We start from the raw sequence: 18,789 nt of genomic DNA on the forward strand, positions 1-18,789 counted from the left end.
AAATGCTCCTGTTGCCATTTGTTCTGGTTGTGGGCAGTACGCAACGCAAATGACGTCCGTGTCGGTGGGCCTTCACGCCGTCGCGGGCGCGAATCGACCCCGTATCGCCGCCGGAATCAGGGGCGATGAGGTTCTCTCTTGTTCAGATCCTGTGGCGCGTCAGGCCGCGCGCAGCGACAGCAAGCCTTCGACCAGCGGCTCAAGGTCCAGCCCGTTGACGGCCTTGACCTGTTCGATCATCGCCTGGGGCCAGGCCGGCATGCCCTGGCAGGCGCCGAGCATCGCGCCGAGGATCGCCGCGATGGTGTCGGTGTCACCGCCCAGGCTCGCCGCCATGCACACGGCATCGAAGGCCGACAGCTGGCAGGACGCGACTCGGTGAGCGAGCGCGAAAGCGGCGACCACTGACTCTTGCGAGGCAACCGACGTGCCGATGACGTCGTAAATCAGATCGGGCAACTGCTGGGTGTCAGCCCCGGCGCAGAGTTCTTTGGCCCAGCGCACCCGTGCCGAAATGCGCCCGCCGGCGATCCAGTAACCGTGCTGCTCGGCGCGCTCGGCGACCCGTGCGCCGGTGTCCAGCGCGTCGGCCAGGCTTGCGCCGTTGACCCCGGCCGACACCACCGCCGCCACCGCCGCGGCGCTGGAAATCCCCAGTGTGGTGTTGTGGGTGACCTGGCAGGCCTGAATCACCGCCTCGACGAACGACCCTTCGCCCTTCACGTCCGCTGCAATGCCCACCGGCGTGATACGCATGGCCGCGCCATTGGTGGTGCCGAAGCGCCCGGCTTCTTCGGGGCTGTGGCCGGCCAGGATCATTTCGATCGCGCGCTTGGTCGACGGGCCAAGCAGATCCTGTGAGCCCTTGGCCTGCATCACCGCTTCCCAGTCGATCAGGCTCTGGGCCAGGTCCGCCGGGGCGATGTGCCCGCCGCCTGCGACCAGCAATTGCGCAACCAGCACGGCCTGCTCGGTGTCGTCGGTAATGGAGCCCGCCGCCATGTTCGGCGCAATAGGCTGATCGGCATCGGCCGCCGTCAGCGTGGTGATGCGGCCGAAGCGTTGTCTGATCTGCTCGCGACTGAGCGATTGCGTGGGCATGCCCAGCGCGTCGCCCAGTGCCAGGCCGTAGAAAGCGGCCAGAGCGCGGTCGCGAGTGTCGATCAATGCAGTCATGTAGTCGATCCAAATGCCAGATGCAGACGAAAATGCACGGGGTCCAACAGGCTTTCCACGTGCTCCATGAAACGTTTTCTACGGTCGAAGGTGGTTCGCGTCGCCTTGAGAAACACCGTGCCCGGCTCGCGCAACAGCAGCGCGGCGTCATCGGCGTTCAACGGCTCGGCGCCAATCCACTGGTCGCCGCTGTCGCCGACGTAGCCATGGGCGGCCATGGTCACGGTCAGCGAATCATCGATCAGGCCGTCGCGCGGCAGGTTTTCCAGGCCGTCGACCGCCGGAATCAGCACCCGCTCCAGCGACACCACGCAGCCATCGCTCGACGTGCGGCGGCGGTCCAGGGCCACGAAATCGGCCGTGCCGAAACGGCCCGCCAGATCGGGGCGCTGCACTGCGACCAGGCGCAGAATCTCGGTGCTGATCCGCGCGCCCGTATCAGCCAGGGCCTGCGCCCAACCGGCGCGCTGATCCAGCGAAATGCCGTCGAAGGTCACGATCGAGCCGACGCCGGTCTGGGTCGCGATGTAGTTGCGCCGCTTGAGCTCGGACAGCGCCTCACGCAGCGTGCCGCGGCTGACATTGAACTCCTGCGCCAGCAAATTCTCCCCCGGCAACAGTTCGCCGGAGCCCATCTGGCCGGTTTCGATGCGTCGTGCGAGCTCGTCGACTACGCGTTTTTTCTTGTCAAATCGAACCTGTCTAATCATGTACAAATTGTTACCTGATATGAGTGGTGGGGTGCAAGCGGTTTTTTTGCAGCTGACGCTAGACGATAGGTAAGAAAACAGCGCTGGATTGCGAGTGAAACACGTTGTAGCAGCACGGCTTGCCGGCGGGAGCGCCCTTAAGATCGCTCCCGCCGGCAAGCCGTGCTGCTACGGGGGGTGGTTATCAAGCCCTATTCGGCCGGATTCACAACGCTCGCGTGCTCGCTGATGATCTGACGAATGGCGCCGACGAACACGTCCACCGGCTGGCCGCCGGATACGGCGTACTGATCGTTGAACACGATGGTCGGCACCGAGCTGACGCCGCGGGAGGTCCACAGCTGCTCCTGTTGGCGCACATCGCTGGCGAATTCGTCCGACGCCAGGATCTGCTCGGCGCGAGCGCGATCAAGCCCGACCTTCTCGGCGACATCAGCCAGCACCTTGTGGCTGGACACATCGGCATGCTGGCTGAAATAGGCGGTGAACAGCGCGATTTTCAAGGCGTGCTGCTTGCCCTGCTGTTCGGCCCAGTGCAGCAGGCGATGGGCATCGAAGGTGTTGTAGATACGCCGCTCGCCCTGCTTGAACACAAAGCCCAGTTCAGCGCCGCGCTGGCGAATGTTCTCGGCGTTGGCCTGGTACTGCTCGCGGGTCGAGCCGTACTTCTGGGCGATGTGCTCGAAGATTTCCTGACCCTCGGCGCCCATCTTCGGGTTGAGTTCGAACGGCTGGAAATGAATCTGCGCCTGAACCTCGGCGCCCAGATGGTCGAGCGCCTGATCCAGCGCCTGCAGGCCGATGATGCACCAGGGGCAGGACACGTCGGAGATGAAATCGATTTTCAGTGGAGTGCTCATGGCAGTCTCGTGCGAAGAGGGAAACGTTGCACGATACGCCGAACAAAGAGGCTGACAAGCCCTCGCCGAACCCGACGTAGCAGCACGGCTTGCCGGCGGGTCGGTCTTGAAATCGCTCCCGCCGGCAAGCCGTGCTGCTACGAATCGATCCCCATCGCTCTTTTACAGCTGTGCGATGTGCGAGGTGTCTTCGCGATGTTCACGCAGGTAAGGCAACACCGCCGCAAGCAACGGCGCCTTGAACGCCTCCTGGAAACGATGGGCCAGGCCCGGGATCAGTCGCAACTGGCTGCCCTGAATATGCGCGGCGACATGCACGCCATGCATCACCGGCAACAACGGATCGGCCGTCCCGTGCACCACCAGCGTCGGCACGCGCAGGCGATTCAACAATTCGACGCGGCTGGGTTCGGCGAGGATTGCCAGAATCTGTCGCTTCACTCCTTCCGGGTTGAACGCCCGATCGTAGGAAATCGCCGCCTGCTGTAGCAGCTTCTGCCGATCGTCCTTGACCTCCGGGCTGCCCAGCGCCGCCAGCAGATCGGCCTGTTGCTCGATGGCGGTCTGCCGGTCGGGTGCGCCGCGACGCGCCAGCAATTGCAGCAGCGCAGGATTGGGCATCGGCAGGCCCGGGGCGCCGGAGCTGGTCATGATCAGCGTCAGGCTCTCCACCCGCTTGGGCGCCATGTCGGCCAGATGCTGGGCGATCATGCCGCCCATGCTCGCCCCCAGTACATGAAATTGCTGGATGTGCATCGCATCCATCAGGCCCAGCGCATCCTGGGCCATGTCGGTCAGCGAATACGGCGCCGACACTGGCAGGCCGATCTTGTAGCGCAGCACTTCGTAGGTCAGGTTGGCCGTGCTCGGCGCCTGCACCCAGGTCGACAGGCCGACGTCACGGTTGTCGTAACGGAGCACCCGAAAACCCTGCTGACACAGCGCAACCACCACCTCGTCCGGCCAGTGGATCAACTGCCCGCCCAGGCCCATGACCAGCAGCAGCGCAGGGTCGGACTCGCGACCGATGCTCTGATACGCCAGATGCACCTGATCGAGCTCGGCCACTTGCGTGGGAACGTTGACATCGCATCGAGAAGCCGCAAAAGACGGCAGGCTGCACACAAGTGCAGCCAGAAAGAATAAAACCCGCATGGAAAAATACCGAAACGCAGAACCCCAGTAGGCCGCGAGTCTGATGAAGTTTTGTCCGGCGCGCTGCCACAGTTGCGTGACAGTTTGATGAAGAGGTACGAACGGTCGTGTGACAGCTGCCAGCGGCGAGCCTCAGGCAGCACGAAAAAGCGTGTCGACAGGGCAGCCTGCATGAGACAAACTCATCGCATTTGAAATATTCTCAAAATTTGTTCATGGAGCGCCGCGGTGCTTGAGATTCGTCACCTTAAAACCCTTCACGCCCTGCGCGAGGCCGACAGCCTGGTGGACGCGGCCGATCGCCTGCACCTGACGCAATCGGCGCTTTCCCATCAATTCAAGGAACTGGAAGAGCGCATGGGCATGCCGCTGTTCGTGCGCAAGACCAAACCCGTGCGCTTCACCAGCGCCGGCTTGCGCCTGCTGCAACTGGCCGATTCGGTGCTGCCGCAATTGCGCAACGCCGAGCGCGACATCTCGCGCCTGGCCGGCGGCGTGGCCGGACGTCTGCACATGGCCATCGAGTGCCACAGCTGCTTCCAGTGGCTGATGCCGACCATCGACCAGTTCCGCGATGCCTGGCCGGAGGTGGAACTGGACCTGGCCTCGGGCTTTGCCTTCGCCCCGCTTCCGGCGCTGGCCCGGGGCGATCTGGATCTGGTGGTGACGTCGGACCCGGTGGACCTGCCGGGCATTACCTACGTGCCGCTGTTCACCTACGAAGCGATGCTGGCCGTGGCCAACCAGCATCCCCTGGCGAGCAAACCCTACGTGGTCCCGGAGGACTTGGCCAACGAGACGCTGATCACCTACCCGGTGGAGCGTGACCGGCTGGATATCTTCACCCGCTTCCTGGAGCCGGCCGACATCGAACCTGCGCAGGTGCGCACCTCGGAGCTGTCGGTGATGATGATGCAACTGGTCGCCAGCGGCCGTGGCGTGTGCGGGATGCCGCACTGGGCGCTGCATGAATACAGCTCGCGCGGTTACGTGAAGGCCAAGCGGCTGGGTGAGAAAGGCCTGTTCGCCACGCTGTATGCGGCGATTCGCGCCGACATGCTGGATGCGCCCTACATGCGCGATTTTCTGCTGACGGCCAAGGACACGTCGTTTTCGACGCTGGATGGCGTGAGTGCCGTTCGGTAATCGATCTGTGGGAGTGAGCTCGCTCACGAATGCGGCGCATCATTCAACACATCTCTGAATGAAAGACCGTATTCGTGAGCAAGCTCACTCCCACAAAAACACGCCGTGCCCCAAGATCGCCCCGCCGGCAAGCCGTGCTGCTACGGGGCTCAGGTCCACGTCAAATTTTGTGGGCACCCTTCATGACGTATGGGGTGTTACGCGATCAACTGGCGGTACAACGGCAAAATCGAATCCCGGGTCAGTGGCGCCAGGTGCAGGTGATCGACATTTCCGGCATCGACCCAGACGATTTCCTCGATCTCGGCCGCAGGCGTGACTGCCTCGGCGACGTCCAGCCGATACAGCTGGCAGTTCACCTCGAAGCCCGGCTCGTTGGCCGCCTGGGCGGAAAACTCACCGAGAAACGTCGCCTGATCCGCCTCCACGGTCAGCCCCAGCTCTTCGTTCAGTTCCCGCGCCAGGGCAACCGCGGCGGTCTCTCCGGCGTCGATCTTGCCGCCGGGCTGCATGAACGCCTGGGTGCCGCGCTTGCGCACCAGCAGCGTTCGCCCGTCGGCGCCGATCAGCAAGGCGGCGGCGATGCGAATGACCTTCACAGCACCACCTCGGTTTTCAGCGCACGGGTCTCGGCAGCGCGTTCCAGCGCCAGCACGATCAGCCGGTCGATCAGCTCCGGGTAGCTCAGGCCGCTGGCCTGCCACAGCTTTGGGTACATGCTGATGGAAGTGAAACCGGGGATGGTGTTGATTTCGTTGATGATGATTTCCCGCGCCTCGGTGACGAAGAAATCCACCCGCGACATGCCCGCGCAACCCAGCACGCGATAGCCCTGCAGGGCCACTTCACGCACCTGCTCGCTGAGGTCGTCAGGCAGCTCGGCAGGGATCGCGATGCGCGCCTGGCCGTCGTTCAGGTATTTGGTGTCGTAGGCATAGAACTCGTCATTGGCGACCACTTCGCCGCACACGCTGACTTGCGGCTCGTGATTGCCCAGCACCGCGCATTCCACTTCGCGGCCAACGATGCCCTGCTCGATCAGCACCTTGTTGTCGTATTCGAACGCCAGCTTCAAGGCTGCGGCGTAGCTGGCCTCGTCAGTGACCTTGCTCACGCCGACCGACGAACCCTGGCACGCCGGTTTGACGAACAGCGGCAGGCCCAGTTGCGCGGAGACGCTGACGAAATCCACCGACTCGCCGCGATGCAGCACCACGAATGGCGCCACGGCAATCCCGGCATCGCGCAGCAGGCGCTTGGTCACGTCCTTGTCCATGCACGCCGCCGAGCCCAGCACGTCGGGGCCGACGAACGGGATATCGAGCATGCGCAGCAGACCTTGCAGCGCGCCGTCTTCGCCGTAGCTGCCGTGAATCAGCGGGAACACCACATCGATACGTGGCACTTCCAGGCCGGTTTCGGCTTCGACGAATTGCGGGCCCTGAGCGCCTGGGCGCAGGGACAGCAAACGGCCGGATTCGCTGAGCTTGATGTGGGCCGGGTCATTGGCGTTCTGCAGGTAATCGCGCTCGTCGAAACGCAGCCAGTGGCCTTGTTTGTCGACGCCGATCAGGGTGACGTAATAGTTGTTGCGATCAATCGCATTGATCACGTTGCGCGCCGATTGCAACGACACTTCATGTTCGGAGGATTGCCCACCGAAAACGATGGCGACTGACTTTTTCAAAGGGGAAGCTCCTGGATTTCAGGTCGCAGAGCTAAAAGCAATTTGCGGCGTTAGTCCAGTCCTGCGAGTTAGCGAGTGACGGAATGCGGAGGAAAACTGACATACGCCGCAAAACCTGTGGGAGCCGGCTTGCTGGCGAATGCGGTGGGTCAGCCAACCTATTCGTTGCAGACCCACCGCGTTCGCCAGCAAGCCGGCTCCCACAATTTATCCGCTTACGCGGCCTCCTGAAAATCCATCTCCGGCGGCTGGCGGCGGAAACCGCCGGTGAGCCAGGCCAGGTACACACAGCCGATCACCAGCCAGCTCACGCCGAGGATGATCGCCAGCTTGTCCAGGCTGATCATCAGCCACAGATCCGCCACCAGGCCGATCAGCGGGCAGATCAGGAACAGCACCAGCTCGCGCAGGCCACGCTTCTCGCCGCCGATCCAGTAGTGAAAGATCACCGACAGGTTGACCAGGCTGAAGGCCAGAAACGCGCCGAAGTTGATGAACGAGGTCGAGGTGGTCACGTCCAGTTTCAGTGCCAGCAACGCGACCACGGCGCACAGCAGGATGCTGTTGACCGGGGTGCCAAAGCGCTCGGAGAGCCCGGCGAAGAACGACTTGGGCAACACACCGTCGCGCCCCATCGCATAGAGCAGACGCGAACCGCTGGCCTGGGCCGACAGGCCCGAGGCGAACTGGCCGACGATCAGGCCAATCAGGAAGATGGTCACGAACACATCGCCACCAATGTTGCGGGCGATTTCGTAGGCGGCCGAGTCGACGTTGTCGAACTGCGCCGAAGGATGGGCCAACTGCACGAAATACGAGACAGCCACGAAGATCAGCCCGCCAATCAGGGTGATCAGCATGATGGCCTTGGGGATGGTCTTGCGCGGGTCGCGGGTTTCTTCGGTCAGGGTGCTGACCGCGTCGAAGCCCAGGAACGAATAACAGGCGATCGCCGCGCCGCTCATGATCAGCGGCATCTGCATGTCGCCATTGAGGAAAGGCGTCAGCGTCCACAGCGGCTTGCTCGCGTCACCGCCAATGTAGTGAATGCAGAGCACGACGAACGCGGCCAGCACCAGGAACTGCACGATCATCAGCAGCGCGTTGACCGTGTTAGCCAGTTTCAGGCCGACGATGTTGATCAGGCTGGTGATGACGATGAACGCCAGCACCCAGACCGGCTGCGGCACCGAGGGAAAGGCCGAGCCCAGGTAGGCCGCGCCGATCAGCCAGATCGCCATCGGCAGGAACAGGTAATCGAGCAGCACCGCCCAACCGGCGATGAACCCCAGCTTGGGGCTGATGGCCTTGCGCACGTAGCTGTAGGCCGAGCCGGCCACGGGAAACGCCGAGGCCATGCGGCCATAACTCATGGCGGTGAAGAACATCGCCACCAATGCGGCCAGGTAGGCGGCAGGCACCATGCCAGCGGTGGATTGCGCGAGGATGCCGAAAGTCCCGAGCACGATGATGGGGGTCATGTAGGCGATGCCGAACAGCACCACCGACCCTAACGAAAGGGTACGTTGCAAACGAGCCATGAGCGACTACTCCGAATTTATAGGTTTTATGGCAGAGAAAAGTGCGGCAGAACGAAGCGTTCTTTTTATGAACAGCTATCCGGGGATGTCGGTCGGTCATTCGGCATCGAGGCCTTGAATCACCGACCCTCCCTTCTTTTTTCAGCGTTGTGGAATCAACAACTCGCGCACGCCATTCGCGTGTTCGATGACTTCGCCCGGCAACTTCAGGCGCTGATCGTCCAGATAGCGGTAATCGCGGCGCGCGGCCTGCAACTGGTTCAGATCGAGGGTTGCGCTGAACTGGCAAGCCTCGCGACCCGCTTCCTGCAACAGGGTGCCGAACGGATCAACCAGCGCGCTGCCACCGGCGAACACCAGGCCGCCGTCGCCTTCGCCGACCCGGTTGACCATCAGGGCGAAAGCCTGGTTTTCCTGGGCGCGGGCCATGATCGCGGTGCGGTGGGTAGGGCCGTAGGGGTCCATGTTGCCGTTGGTGACGATCAGCAGCTCGGCGCCCAGTTGCGCCAGGGCGCGGGCCGATTCCGGGAATTCGATGTCGTAGCAGATCAACATGCCGACCCGCAGGCCGTTCCACAGACAGGTGGCGTAGCGGTCGCCCGGGCTGAACACGCCGCGGTCAGAGGCCCACAGGTGGGTCTTGCGATAACGCAGGGCGATGCCTTCAGGGGTGATCAACAGCGTGGTGTTGTAGAAACGCCCTGCATCGCTTTCGGCCATGCCGATCACCACCGAGACGTTGCGCGCGCGGGCGGCCTGTTGCACGGCCTGCACGGTCGGGCCATCCAGCGGCTCGGACACTTCAGCGACAGTGTCGCTGGACGGAAAGCCCATCAGGTGGGTTTCCGGGAATACGATCAACGCCGTATCGCTGGCGCAGGCGGCAATGGCATCGAGCGCGCTTTTCAGGTTCTGGGCGGTGCCGTTGTCCTGGCCCGTCAATTGGGCGAATTCGACCTTCATGGGTTCTCCTTGTTGAATCACGTAGCCGATCGGGCGCGGCACAAAAAGCTGGCCTGATCGTTGGCTCTGCGGGCAGTATGCGCAAAGCCAAGTATTACGGGGTATTACGCAGCTGTAGTAACCCAATAGGGGTAGAGCCATGACACTCGCACTTGCGGACATCGCCTGGCATCGCTCGGTCGCGCAGTTGATCGAAGCGCTGGACAGGCCGAATTTCTGGGCCCAACTGGTGCGCCTGCTCGATCAATACGTGGAATTCGATAGCTGGGTGGCCCTGCAATTCAGCTCGGGGCAGCGCCCGCTGGTGTTCGCCGAAAGCCCGGGGGACGACGGCAATCCCGACCAGATGTTTCAGGATTACCTGCAGGGCCTGTACCTGCTCGACCCGTTCTACATCGCCAGCCGCGAACGCTCCCAGAGCGGCCTGTTCCGCCTGGCAGAAGTGGCGCCGGAGCACTTCGAACTCACCGAGTACTATCAAAGATACTTTCGTATAAATGTCGTGGCCGATGAAATCCAGTTCAATTGCCAGCTCGATCACGACCGCACGCTTTGCCTGTCGCTGGGCTCGACCCGGCTTTTCGACGCGCAGCAGATCGCCCTGCTGTCGTTGATCGAGCCCTGGGTCATCGCCTTGCTGCGCCAGCGTCTACCCTTCGAACTGGCCGAACCTGCAGCGGACAGCGAACCGGCGTTGGCGCAACTGCCCGCGACCGACTGGCGCACGCAACTGGAGGCCTCGGTGCAGCAGAGCCGTGGCGCGCAACTGACCGCTCGTGAGCTGGACGTCGGGCGCCTGATGCTCAGCGGCTGCTCGAGCAAGGAGATCGCGCGCAAACTTTCCATTTCTGCCGAAACCGTGCGCGTACACAAGAAACATATCTACAGCAAACTGGGGATCAAATCGCAGTCCGAGCTGTTCTCTATCTTTCTTCAGGCGCAGAGCGCCTGAGGGGAAACAAGTCTTGCCGAACAAAGAAGGCGCGGCACAGCGCCCCCTCATTAACCGTGTGACGTTCTCAAAGGATCGCCTATGAGCCTTTCGCTTCTCAGCCGCTACGCCTTCTTCGTCGGATGTGTGTTGTTCACCCTGTTGAGCCTGCCGTTCTTGCACCACGAATGGCTGTGGCCCTTCACCCTCGCCACCGCCATCCTCAGCCTGATTGGTATTTTCGACCTGATCCAGGTGCCGCATTCGGTGCGCCGCAACTACCCGATCCTGGGCAATATCCGCTACGCCGTGGAAAAGATTCGCCCGGAAATCCGCCAGTACCTGCTCGAATCAGACAGTGATGCCCTGCCGTTCTCCCGTGCCCAGCGCTCGCTGGTGTACGCCCGGGCCAAGAACGAGTCGGCCGACAAACCTTTCGGCACGCTGATCGACGTTTATCAGACGGGCTTTGAGTTCATCAGCCACTCCATGCGCCCGGCGCCGCTGTCCGATCCGAACCAGTTCCGCGTCACCGTCGGCGGCCCACAGTGCACGCAGCCCTACTCGGCGTCGATCTTCAACATCTCGGCCATGAGTTTCGGCTCGCTGAGCGCCAACGCTATCCGTGCGCTGAACAAGGGCGCCAAGCTGGGCAACTTCGCCCACGACACCGGCGAAGGCAGCATCAGCCCCTATCACCGGGAAAACGGCGGCGACCTGACCTGGGAGCTGGGCAGCGGCTATTTCGGCTGCCGCACCGCCGACGGCCGCTTCGACCCCGAGCGCTTTGCCAAGCAAGCGCAGGACCCGCAGGTGCGGATGATCGAAATCAAGATGAGCCAGGGCGCCAAGCCGGGCCACGGCGGAATTCTGCCCAAGCACAAGGTCACCAAGGAGATCGCCGAAACCCGCGGCATCCCCATGGGCGAAGACTGCATTTCGCCGTCGCGCCACAGCGCGTTTTCCACACCGCTGGAAATGATGCAGTTCATCGCTCAACTGCGTGAACTGTCGGGCGGCAAACCGGTGGGCTTCAAGTTCTGCCTGGGCCACCCGTGGGAATTCATGGGCATCGCCAAGGCCATGCTGGAAAGCGGTATCTACCCGGACTTCATCGTGGTGGACGGCGCCGAAGGCGGCACTGGCGCAGCGCCGGTCGAGTTCACCGACCACATGGGCCTGCCGATGCGCGAAGGCCTGCTGTTCGTGCACAACACCCTGGTGGGCCTGAACCTGCGCGACAGGATCAAGGTCGGCGCCAGCGGCAAAATCGTCAGCGCCTTCGACATCGCCAGCGTGCTGTCCATCGGCGCCGACTGGGCCAACTCGGCACGGGGCTTCATGTTCGCCATCGGTTGCATTCAGTCGCAGTCGTGCCACACGAATAAATGCCCCACCGGCGTCGCGACCCAGGACCCGCTGCGCCAGCGCGCACTGGTCGTCCCGGACAAGGCCCAGCGCGTCTACAACTTCCACCGCAGCACCCTGCACGCCCTGGCCGAGATGGTCGCCGCTGCCGGCCTGGATTCGCCCTCACAACTGGAAGCCAAACACTTGGTGCGCCGCCAGTCGGCCACCGAGGTCAAGCTGTTCTCCCAGTCCCACGTGTTCCTGCAACCGGGGCAGTTGCTCAACGGCATCGTCGACGACAGCTTCTACTCGCGGATGTGGCGCATGGCGCGGGCGGACAGTTTCGAGCCGAACGAGATAGCCTGATCCGCGAGTTTTTGCGCAACGGGATCACCTGATCTCAAGAGTTTTCACGCACTGTGTGGGAGTGAGCTTGCTCACGAAGACTGACGTTCAGGCAATGATGCCGCAATGGACGTGCCGGCCCCTTCGTGAGCAAGCTCACTCCCACAGTTATGGTGCTCCTGCATCAATCAGCCTCAAAGGCTTCTACATGAAACCGCTAGACAGCCTGTAAATCTGAGACATTCAGAAATATCCCTCCTTTGCAATTTTGTGACAAACCCGCCACCCTGCGCGCCGCCGATCAGGCCCGGCTGCTAACGTTGAACCAAGCTTGGCCCTGACCCTCTTCATTAAACAGACTTGCACGAGCTCACCGTCATGACGAACGGACGCGACCATCGAATCGACTTCTTTCGAGGATTGGCGCTGATCTTTATTTTTTGGGATCACGTACCGGAAAACCCTTTCGCGCAACTGACCCTGCGCAACTTCGGCTTCAGCGACGCGGCGGAAGTCTTCGTGTTCCTCGCCGGCTTCGCCGCGGTGACCGCCTATGGCCGCGTGGCGCAGCGTGATGGCTGGGTGGTCGCCTGCCTGCGCATCCTCAAGCGCACATGGGTGCTGTACGTGGCGCACATCTTTTTGCTGACACTGTTGATGGGCATCGTCTTCGTCGCCAACAACCACGTCGACACCCGCGACATGGTCCGCGAGATGGGCCTCGAATATTTCGTCGGCAACCCGCAACAGGCGCTGGCCGATGAACTGCTGCTGCGCTTCAAACCCAACCTGACCGATCCCTTGCCGCTGTACATCCTGCTGATGGGCGCCCTGCCGCTGATCCTGCCGATCATGCTGCGCAACGCCGCTGTCGCCGTGGGCCTGTCGTTCGCGCTGTACCTGATGGTGCCGCTGTTCGGCTGGAACCTGCGTGCCTATGAAGGCGGCGGCTACTGGTACTTCAACCCGGTGGCGTGGCAACTGATCTTCGTGCTGGGCGGCGCGTTTGCCCTGTATACCCAGCGTCCGGCCATCCCCCGAGCGTATCTGCGGCCGGTGTGGCAACAGCCGGTTTTCCTGATTGCGGCGCTGTACATGCTGATCGCCGGCACCATCACCTTCCTGTGGAAATTCCCGGCGGTGCACGACGCCCTGCTGCCCAAGGCCTTCACCGACCTGATCTACCCGATCAGCAAGACCGACCTCTCGCCGCTGCGCCTGATCCACTTCATCGCACTGGTGTACGTGGTCGCCAAACTGCTGCCATCCACCCAGACCTGGCTCGACAACTGGCCCGCCCAACAGACCTGCCGCATGGGGCGCTACTCGCTGGAAATCTTCTGCCTGGGCGTCCTGCTCGCACCCCTGGCCGACGGCGTGAATGCGCTGGCAGGCGACGTCTGGCAAATGCGCGTCATCACCGCCCTGTTGGGGCTTGGGTTGATGCTGTTGTTGTCCAACTGGCTGGAACTGAACAAGCGGCTGGGCAGCCCGAAGGTGGGGCGGGTGGTGAAGGTTTGAGAACGGGTTCGCACCAAGGGGTATCTTCGGAAATTTCCTACTGGTTTATCAGGCAAAGATTTTCTGCATACGGCCGCTATGCGGGGAGGATGGATAAGTCAGTAGGAGAATGAGAATGGAAATCAAAGGATCCGAGCTTTTGATCAATGGATTCCGGGTAACGGAAAAGCCGTCTGGCGAGCTTCCGAAAACATGGAGCTGCCCTGAAGATCTGGGCGCGATGAAACGGATAAAGCTCTATGAAGCCGAAAGCTTCTTGCCGAAAAGCTGCTTCCCAACGACCGTCACGGCCGAAGAACTGACCCAAAGTTATTCCAGAGAGGAAGATCTTTGGGGCATGGGCATGGTTCCATTGAAAGAGGACGAGTGCTGCTGGACATGCAGACTATTCGATGCCTGGGGACTGGAGCTACTGTCAGAAGGAGCGCTTAACGATCTCAAAAAAGAGCTGGAAAACTTCAAAGCCAGCCTTGTGCAGCAAAATCCTGAATTAGCCAATATGCCATTTGACTTCGCGATTGCTGGAGATCGTCGCATCAAAGTACTAAGCATCAGCAACAACCTTTCCGATATGCAATCTTCCCGGATTACTCGTCTGGTTAACGAGTCACCCTTAATCAGAGAAATGGTCACCACCTACACTGCGAGGCTGGCAGAACTTACAAAGCTGTATAAAAAAACGGACGCAGAAGCACCTGAAAACAGCGAACGGATACTCAATAAAAAACCTTCACAGTTCAGCCCTCAAGAGATAATTCGAGCCAAGTTTACTGACAGCGACGGCCGTATTCGATCGGCAGTTTATATCCGAGCCTGATACTGAAGAAGGGTGCAGCCTGAACTGCACCCTGCCTATTACCATATATCAACCATGCCTTTTTCCAGCCGCTGGCTACAAATGTGAGCGATCCCCAAAACGTAGGGCTTTTCTCTAGCTAGCTTGTGCGACTCGACGAAAGCCTCAAACGCGTACCAACCCGCCACATTATATGTAGATAACCAGTGACGACCCTGAAACTCAGGCTCGTTCTGCCGGACGCTCATCTCACCAGCGCTGCATCTGCCGATAGGGATAGCGAATCTGACATCGCCAGCTTGATCGCTGAAGGCGTACTTTTTGAGATCCGGCGACGTTGATCCTGCCTTCAAAAATACATGAACCATCGCGCCTGCGCCTTTCAAGGGATATCCCGTTGAGTCCGTGAATTTCGCCTGGAACTGTAGATCCGAGTAAGTCTGCACACCCAGTACTCTTGAGGTCTGCGCCACCGGCACGCGCTTGACACGTTCTGATGTGTGTACATTTGCATCTTTCATAACGGGGTATGAGCCCAATACGATTTGATAGGGTTTTGCAGAATACGTTTTTCCTTCACGATGGGTAACCCTCACGATCACAAAGTCACCTTGGCGTAGATTGTCGAACACTTGGGGAAGCTTCCCCCGTTTTTCTTTCCAGCTCCCATTTTCATGATATTCGAGCTTCCACGATTCAGCATCGGGATCGATGGCAGGCGTGGCCAGCACTACCTTCTGCCCTCGGTGCGCAGTAAAACCGTAATAATGCGCCGACTGCTGAGTGTTCAACTTATTGCTCAGAAAATTGAGTTCATCAGCGAGTTCTTTCAATACAGGCTCTTCTGCCACCTCCGTTGCGACACTCTCGGGAACTGACACTTGCGTATTCGCAACGGCTGCCGCTCCACCATTCCATACAAACATGGCAACTGTCGCCATGCTGAGCGTCCGATTCCTGTACAAATTAATAGTTTTCATACTTGCATCCTGTTCTAGTTTTTAACCAACTCTGAAACACTTCAGAAATTTGGACGTAATCAGGAGGCAAAAAGCCAGTCAATCCCTTTTCAAGCAATAGAGAACATTCCTACAAAATCAGCAATCGTGAAGACCGCTGGCGAGCATCAAGCAAAAAACCATGCAATCCAAAACACGTAGGATGAACCAGCGATATCGAAAAGCATTAACCGGCGAATGCAAACGGCTGCGAGGACCGCCAAAACCCCACTGGGCGACGCTCGCACCATCGCTGCCTTCACAATTTTTTCACCCTCCCCGCCCAGCGTCTAAGCTTGTAGTCAGGTGCGATTAACAGGTTTAACCGGGCCAACGATATGGGCGCTTTGTGGCATTCCGATGGGAAGAAGGCTGCGGTCAAGGCTGACAGCCAAGGGAAGGTTCCGGTGCCAGCGGGCCCAGGCCACATGCGGCATGTGTGGCGGGTGCTGCTGGTGTTGATACTGGTGGCGTTGGTGATCCTGGGATTTGTCATCGCCACGGAAAGCCGCTCTTCGAGGCTGCAGGCCCGCGAGTTCAGCGCGCTGGCCCGTGACCTGAATTACTCGCTGGAAAAAGGCCCGAGCGATGCGATCGTCTACCCCGGCGACGGCCCGTTCGACAAGCGTCTGGGCTACTCGGCGCTGGGTGATTTCCTGCCGCGTCTGCTCAAGCGCGACTACCGTATCACCGAACAATCGCGCTTCTCCTCTGAACTGGTTTCCTACGCCAAACGTGGTTTTTTCGTGCCCTATCAGGAGAAAAGCCAGTCGGGCCTGACCATCGCCGATTGCCGCGGCGATGCGCTGTATCAGTTCACCTACCCGCAACAGCTCTACCCGGATTTCGCCTCGATTCCGCCGGTGTTGGTCAACAGCCTGCTGTTCATCGAAAACCGCGATCTGCTCGACAGCAAGCACCCGCTGGCCAACCCTGCCGTGGACTGGCCGCGCTTCGTCAAGGCGGCCATTTCCCAGGTGGCGAAACTGGTGGGGCTGCCCGGCCAGTCGGCAGGCGGAAGCACCCTGGCCACGCAGCTGGAAAAATACCGGCACTCGCCCGATGGCCTGACGCAGTCCGGCGCGGAGAAAATCCGCCAGATGGTCTCGGCCAGTGTGCGCGCCTATCAGCCGGGCCAGGAAACCATGGAAGCTCGCCAGCGCGTAGTACGCGATTACCTGAACAGCGTGCCGCTGTCGGCGGTGCCGGGGCATGGCGAAGTGCACGGCATGGCCGAAGGGCTGCGGGTCTGGTATGACGCCGACTTCGACCGCACTAATCAATTGCTCAACAGCCCCGCCAAGGACGCCAAGACCCTTGCCGCCCAAGGGCTGGCCCTGCGTGAAGTGCTGTCGCTGGTGATCGCCCAGCGTCGCCCTTCGCACTATCTGGCCAAGGGCCGCAAGGAACTGGCCGACCTGACCGACAGCCACATCCGCGTGCTGGCGCAGAATAAGGTGATCGATCAGGCGCTGGCCGATGCCGCGCTGGGCGCCACCGTCACCTATCGCGACTGGGTGCAGCAACCCACCGTGCAACCCATCGAGACCAACAAGGGCATCACCGTCGCCCGCACGCGCCTGTCCAACATGCTCGACCGGCCGCTGTACGATCTGGACCGCCTGGACCTGTCGGCCACCAGCACCCTGCAGAATGACCTGCAGGTCAGCGTCGGCCAGTACCTCAAGGACCTCGCCAACCCGGAAGTGGCCGGCAAACTGGGCCTGCTCGGCGAACACCTGCTGACCCCGACCAGCACCCAGGCAGTGCGCTACAGCTTCACCCTGTTCGAGCGGGACGTCGACGGCTCGCGGGTGCGCGTGCAGACCGACAGCACCGACCAGCCATTCGACATCAACGAAGGCAGCAAGCTGGAGCTGGGCTCCACCGCCAAGATGCGCGTGCTGACCACCTACCTGCAGATCATCCAGGAATTGCACGACAAGTACGCAGGCATGAGCAACGCCGAACTCAAGAAAGTGCCGGTCGAAGACCTGGACTACCTGAGCCGCTGGTCGCTGGATTACCTGATGCAGAACAACGACCGCGACCTGTCGAAAATGCTCGCGGCGGCGCTGGATCGCAAATACTCGGCCAGCCCCGGCGAGAACTTCTTCACCGGTGGCGGGCTGCATCATTTCAACAACTTCCGCAAGGAAGACAACGGCCGCAGCCCGACCTTGCGCGAGGCCCTGCGCGAGTCGATCAACCTGCCGTTCATCCGCCTGATGCGCGATATCGTGCGCTACGTGAGCTATTCAGGCCCCAACAACAGCGCCGTGCTGCTCAAGGACGACAGCGACCCAAGGCGCCAGGAGTACCTGGCCGACTTCGCCGACCGCGAAGGCACGTCCTTCCTGCTCAAGTTCTGGAAACGTTACCGGAACAAGACCACCCAGGATCGCCTGGACACCTTCATGGATGGCGTGCATCCGTCGGCCAGCCGTATCGCGGCGGTGCATCGCTACCTGCTGCCCAACGCCACGCAGAGTGCATTCAACGCGTTCGTCAAAGCCCATGTGGTGATCAACAAGACCCAGCCGCCGCTGACCGAAAAACGCCTGGACGACCTCTATTACGCCTATGGGCCGGGCAAGTTCGACCTGCCGGATCAGGGCTACATCGCCCGGGTTCACCCGCTGGATCTGTGGCTGGTGGGCTATCTGCTGCAGAACCCCGAAGCGAACTTCAAGGAGGCCGTGGCCGCCAGCCGTTTCGAGCGTCAGGAGGTGTACAGCTGGCTGTTCAAGAGCCGGCACAAGAGCGCCCGCGACAGCCGCATCCGCACCATGCTGGAGATCGAAGCCTTCCTGGATATCCACCAGCGCTGGCGGCGTCTGGGCTATCCGTTCGACCACCTGGTGCCGTCGCTGGCCACCGCCATCGGCAGTTCGGGCGACCGCCCGGCCGCGCTGGCCGAGCTGATCGGCATCATCCAGAACGACGGCATTCGCCTGCCGGTGCTGCGTATCGACAGCCTGCATTTCGCCGCCGATACGCCCTATGAAACGCTGCTCAACAACAACCCGGAACTGGGCAAGCGCGTGCTCTCCTCGGAAGTGGCCGGGGCCATGCGCGAGGCGCTGTCGCAGGTGGTCGATGCGGGGACTGCAAGGCGGGTTTCCGGGACGTTCAAAACGCTGGACGGCACACCGCTGGCGATGGGCGGCAAGACCGGCACCGGTGACAACCGCATCGAAAGCTTCGGCTCGGGCGGGCGAATCCTGGCGTCCAAGGCGATCAACCGTACCGCGACCTTCGTGTTCTACATCGGCGACAACCACTTCGGCACGCTCACCGCGTACGTGCCGGGCCGCGCGGCCGAGAGCTTCAAGTTCACTTCTGCATTGCCCGTTCAGGTGCTCAAGGGCATGGCGCCGATCCTCAATCAGTACCTGGAGCCCGGCACCTACACCCAGTGCAAGGCGCCTGCGGCGACGCAGGTGGCAGGCACCCTTTAATCCATCCCGTAGCAGTCCGGCTTGCCGGCGACGGCGTCATTGAAATCGCCGTCGCCGGCAAGCCGGACTGCTACGGGATTTTCATTCGCCCCTCCACAAATGAGAACCGTTCGTCTTAACACGGCTTGCGTCTTTCTTAAGATATATCT

15 protein-coding genes are annotated in these 18,789 nt (G+C 61.2%); 6 read left to right on the forward strand and 9 right to left on the reverse strand.

What is annotated here, in order from left to right; genetic code table 11:
- Positions 1-159: 159 nt before the first annotated feature.
- From AC1MEK_RS04045 to AC1MEK_RS04060, 4 genes are all read right to left on the reverse strand, one after another.
- On the reverse strand, positions 160-1,176 hold the full coding sequence (locus AC1MEK_RS04045) for an ADP-ribosylglycohydrolase family protein (protein ID WP_480394976.1): 1,017 nt from the start codon (positions 1,174-1,176) through the stop codon (positions 160-162).
- Entirely contained in the window at positions 1,173-1,886 is a 714-nt protein-coding gene (locus AC1MEK_RS04050) for a GntR family transcriptional regulator (RefSeq protein ID WP_480394977.1), read from the reverse strand. Before AC1MEK_RS04050 ends, AC1MEK_RS04045 begins: the two co-directional genes overlap by 4 nt.
- A gap of 191 nt (positions 1,887-2,077) precedes the next feature.
- Positions 2,078-2,746 carry a DsbA family oxidoreductase gene (locus AC1MEK_RS04055; RefSeq protein ID WP_480394978.1) on the reverse strand — a complete coding sequence of 223 codons (669 nt, stop codon included), beginning with the start codon at positions 2,744-2,746 and terminating at the stop codon, positions 2,078-2,080.
- Between the two features lie 162 nt (positions 2,747-2,908).
- Positions 2,909-3,901, reverse strand: a complete 993-nt coding sequence (locus tag AC1MEK_RS04060) for an alpha/beta fold hydrolase (protein ID WP_480394979.1) — start codon at positions 3,899-3,901, stop codon at positions 2,909-2,911.
- A 228-nt stretch (positions 3,902-4,129) separates the two neighbouring features.
- Between AC1MEK_RS04060 and metR the strand changes: the two genes are divergently transcribed.
- The gene (metR, locus tag AC1MEK_RS04065; RefSeq protein ID WP_480394980.1) at positions 4,130-5,047 is read left to right on the forward strand and encodes a transcriptional regulator MetR; all 918 of its coding nucleotides are present in this window, start codon (positions 4,130-4,132) and stop codon (positions 5,045-5,047) included.
- 197 nt (positions 5,048-5,244) lie between these two features.
- Here metR and AC1MEK_RS04070 read toward each other — a convergent pair whose 3' ends face one another.
- From AC1MEK_RS04070 to AC1MEK_RS04085, 4 genes are all read right to left on the reverse strand, one after another.
- Positions 5,245-5,646 (reverse strand): NUDIX hydrolase, encoded by a 402-nt coding sequence (locus AC1MEK_RS04070; RefSeq protein WP_480394981.1) that lies wholly within the window; start codon positions 5,644-5,646, stop codon positions 5,245-5,247.
- Entirely contained in the window at positions 5,643-6,734 is a 1,092-nt protein-coding gene (ddlA, locus tag AC1MEK_RS04075) for a D-alanine--D-alanine ligase (protein ID WP_480394982.1), read from the reverse strand. The genes AC1MEK_RS04070 and ddlA overlap by 4 nt, the downstream gene beginning before the upstream one ends.
- A gap of 215 nt (positions 6,735-6,949) precedes the next feature.
- A complete protein-coding gene (locus tag AC1MEK_RS04080; protein WP_480394983.1) occupies positions 6,950-8,275 on the reverse strand; it encodes an APC family permease in 1,326 nt (441 codons plus the stop codon).
- Positions 8,276-8,416: 141 nt separating this feature from the next.
- Complete coding sequence (locus AC1MEK_RS04085) at positions 8,417-9,238, reverse strand: carbon-nitrogen hydrolase family protein (protein WP_480394984.1); 822 nt, start codon at positions 9,236-9,238, stop codon at positions 8,417-8,419.
- Positions 9,239-9,377: 139 nt separating this feature from the next.
- Here AC1MEK_RS04085 and AC1MEK_RS04090 point away from each other — a divergent pair, with 139 nt between their 5' ends.
- The 4 genes from AC1MEK_RS04090 to AC1MEK_RS04105 all read left to right on the forward strand — a co-directional run bounded on the left by AC1MEK_RS04090 (position 9,378) and on the right by AC1MEK_RS04105 (position 14,202).
- Positions 9,378-10,190: a response regulator transcription factor gene (locus tag AC1MEK_RS04090; RefSeq protein ID WP_480394985.1), complete on the forward strand. Its 813-nt coding sequence runs from the start codon at positions 9,378-9,380 to the stop codon at positions 10,188-10,190.
- A gap of 81 nt (positions 10,191-10,271) precedes the next feature.
- Positions 10,272-11,885 carry an FMN-binding glutamate synthase family protein gene (locus AC1MEK_RS04095; protein ID WP_480394986.1) on the forward strand — a complete coding sequence of 538 codons (1,614 nt, stop codon included), beginning with the start codon at positions 10,272-10,274 and terminating at the stop codon, positions 11,883-11,885.
- Between the two features lie 357 nt (positions 11,886-12,242).
- Positions 12,243-13,385: an OpgC domain-containing protein gene (locus tag AC1MEK_RS04100; protein WP_480394987.1), complete on the forward strand. Its 1,143-nt coding sequence runs from the start codon at positions 12,243-12,245 to the stop codon at positions 13,383-13,385.
- A gap of 115 nt (positions 13,386-13,500) precedes the next feature.
- Positions 13,501-14,202, forward strand: coding sequence for a hypothetical protein (locus tag AC1MEK_RS04105; protein WP_480394988.1), 702 nt, complete (start codon positions 13,501-13,503; stop codon positions 14,200-14,202).
- 38 nt (positions 14,203-14,240) lie between these two features.
- Here the strand turns inward: AC1MEK_RS04105 and AC1MEK_RS04110 are convergent, their stop codons facing one another.
- The gene (locus AC1MEK_RS04110) at positions 14,241-15,161 is read right to left on the reverse strand and encodes a hypothetical protein (protein ID WP_480394989.1); all 921 of its coding nucleotides are present in this window, start codon (positions 15,159-15,161) and stop codon (positions 14,241-14,243) included.
- Positions 15,162-15,607: 446 nt separating this feature from the next.
- Here AC1MEK_RS04110 and AC1MEK_RS04115 point away from each other — a divergent pair, with 446 nt between their 5' ends.
- Positions 15,608-18,640, forward strand: a complete 3,033-nt coding sequence (locus AC1MEK_RS04115; protein WP_480394990.1) for a transglycosylase domain-containing protein — start codon at positions 15,608-15,610, stop codon at positions 18,638-18,640.
- The last annotated feature ends 149 nt before the right edge of the window (positions 18,641-18,789 follow it).

It is taken from the genome of Pseudomonas sp. 2 (assembly GCF_056627435.1).

What these genes read in the sequence shown, in the direction of transcription:
- AC1MEK_RS04045 (WP_480394976.1), bottom strand. Translation starts at nt 1,176, where the DNA reads ATGACTGCATTGATCGACACTCGCGACCGCGCTCTGGCCGCTTTCTAC.
- AC1MEK_RS04050 (WP_480394977.1), bottom strand. Translation starts at nt 1,886, where the DNA reads ATGATTAGACAGGTTCGATTTGACAAGAAAAAACGCGTAGTCGACGAG.
- AC1MEK_RS04055 (WP_480394978.1), bottom strand. Translation starts at nt 2,746, where the DNA reads ATGAGCACTCCACTGAAAATCGATTTCATCTCCGACGTGTCCTGCCCC.
- AC1MEK_RS04060 (WP_480394979.1), bottom strand. Translation starts at nt 3,901, where the DNA reads ATGCGGGTTTTATTCTTTCTGGCTGCACTTGTGTGCAGCCTGCCGTCT.
- AC1MEK_RS04080 (WP_480394983.1), bottom strand. Translation starts at nt 8,275, where the DNA reads ATGGCTCGTTTGCAACGTACCCTTTCGTTAGGGTCGGTGGTGCTGTTC.
- AC1MEK_RS04085 (WP_480394984.1), bottom strand. Translation starts at nt 9,238, where the DNA reads ATGAAGGTCGAATTCGCCCAATTGACGGGCCAGGACAACGGCACCGCC.
- AC1MEK_RS04090 (WP_480394985.1), top strand. Translation starts at nt 9,378, where the DNA reads ATGACACTCGCACTTGCGGACATCGCCTGGCATCGCTCGGTCGCGCAG.
- AC1MEK_RS04095 (WP_480394986.1), top strand. Translation starts at nt 10,272, where the DNA reads ATGAGCCTTTCGCTTCTCAGCCGCTACGCCTTCTTCGTCGGATGTGTG.
- AC1MEK_RS04100 (WP_480394987.1), top strand. Translation starts at nt 12,243, where the DNA reads ATGACGAACGGACGCGACCATCGAATCGACTTCTTTCGAGGATTGGCG.
- AC1MEK_RS04105 (WP_480394988.1), top strand. Translation starts at nt 13,501, where the DNA reads ATGGAAATCAAAGGATCCGAGCTTTTGATCAATGGATTCCGGGTAACG.
- AC1MEK_RS04110 (WP_480394989.1), bottom strand. Translation starts at nt 15,161, where the DNA reads ATGAAAACTATTAATTTGTACAGGAATCGGACGCTCAGCATGGCGACA.
- AC1MEK_RS04115 (WP_480394990.1), top strand. Translation starts at nt 15,608, where the DNA reads ATGCGGCATGTGTGGCGGGTGCTGCTGGTGTTGATACTGGTGGCGTTG.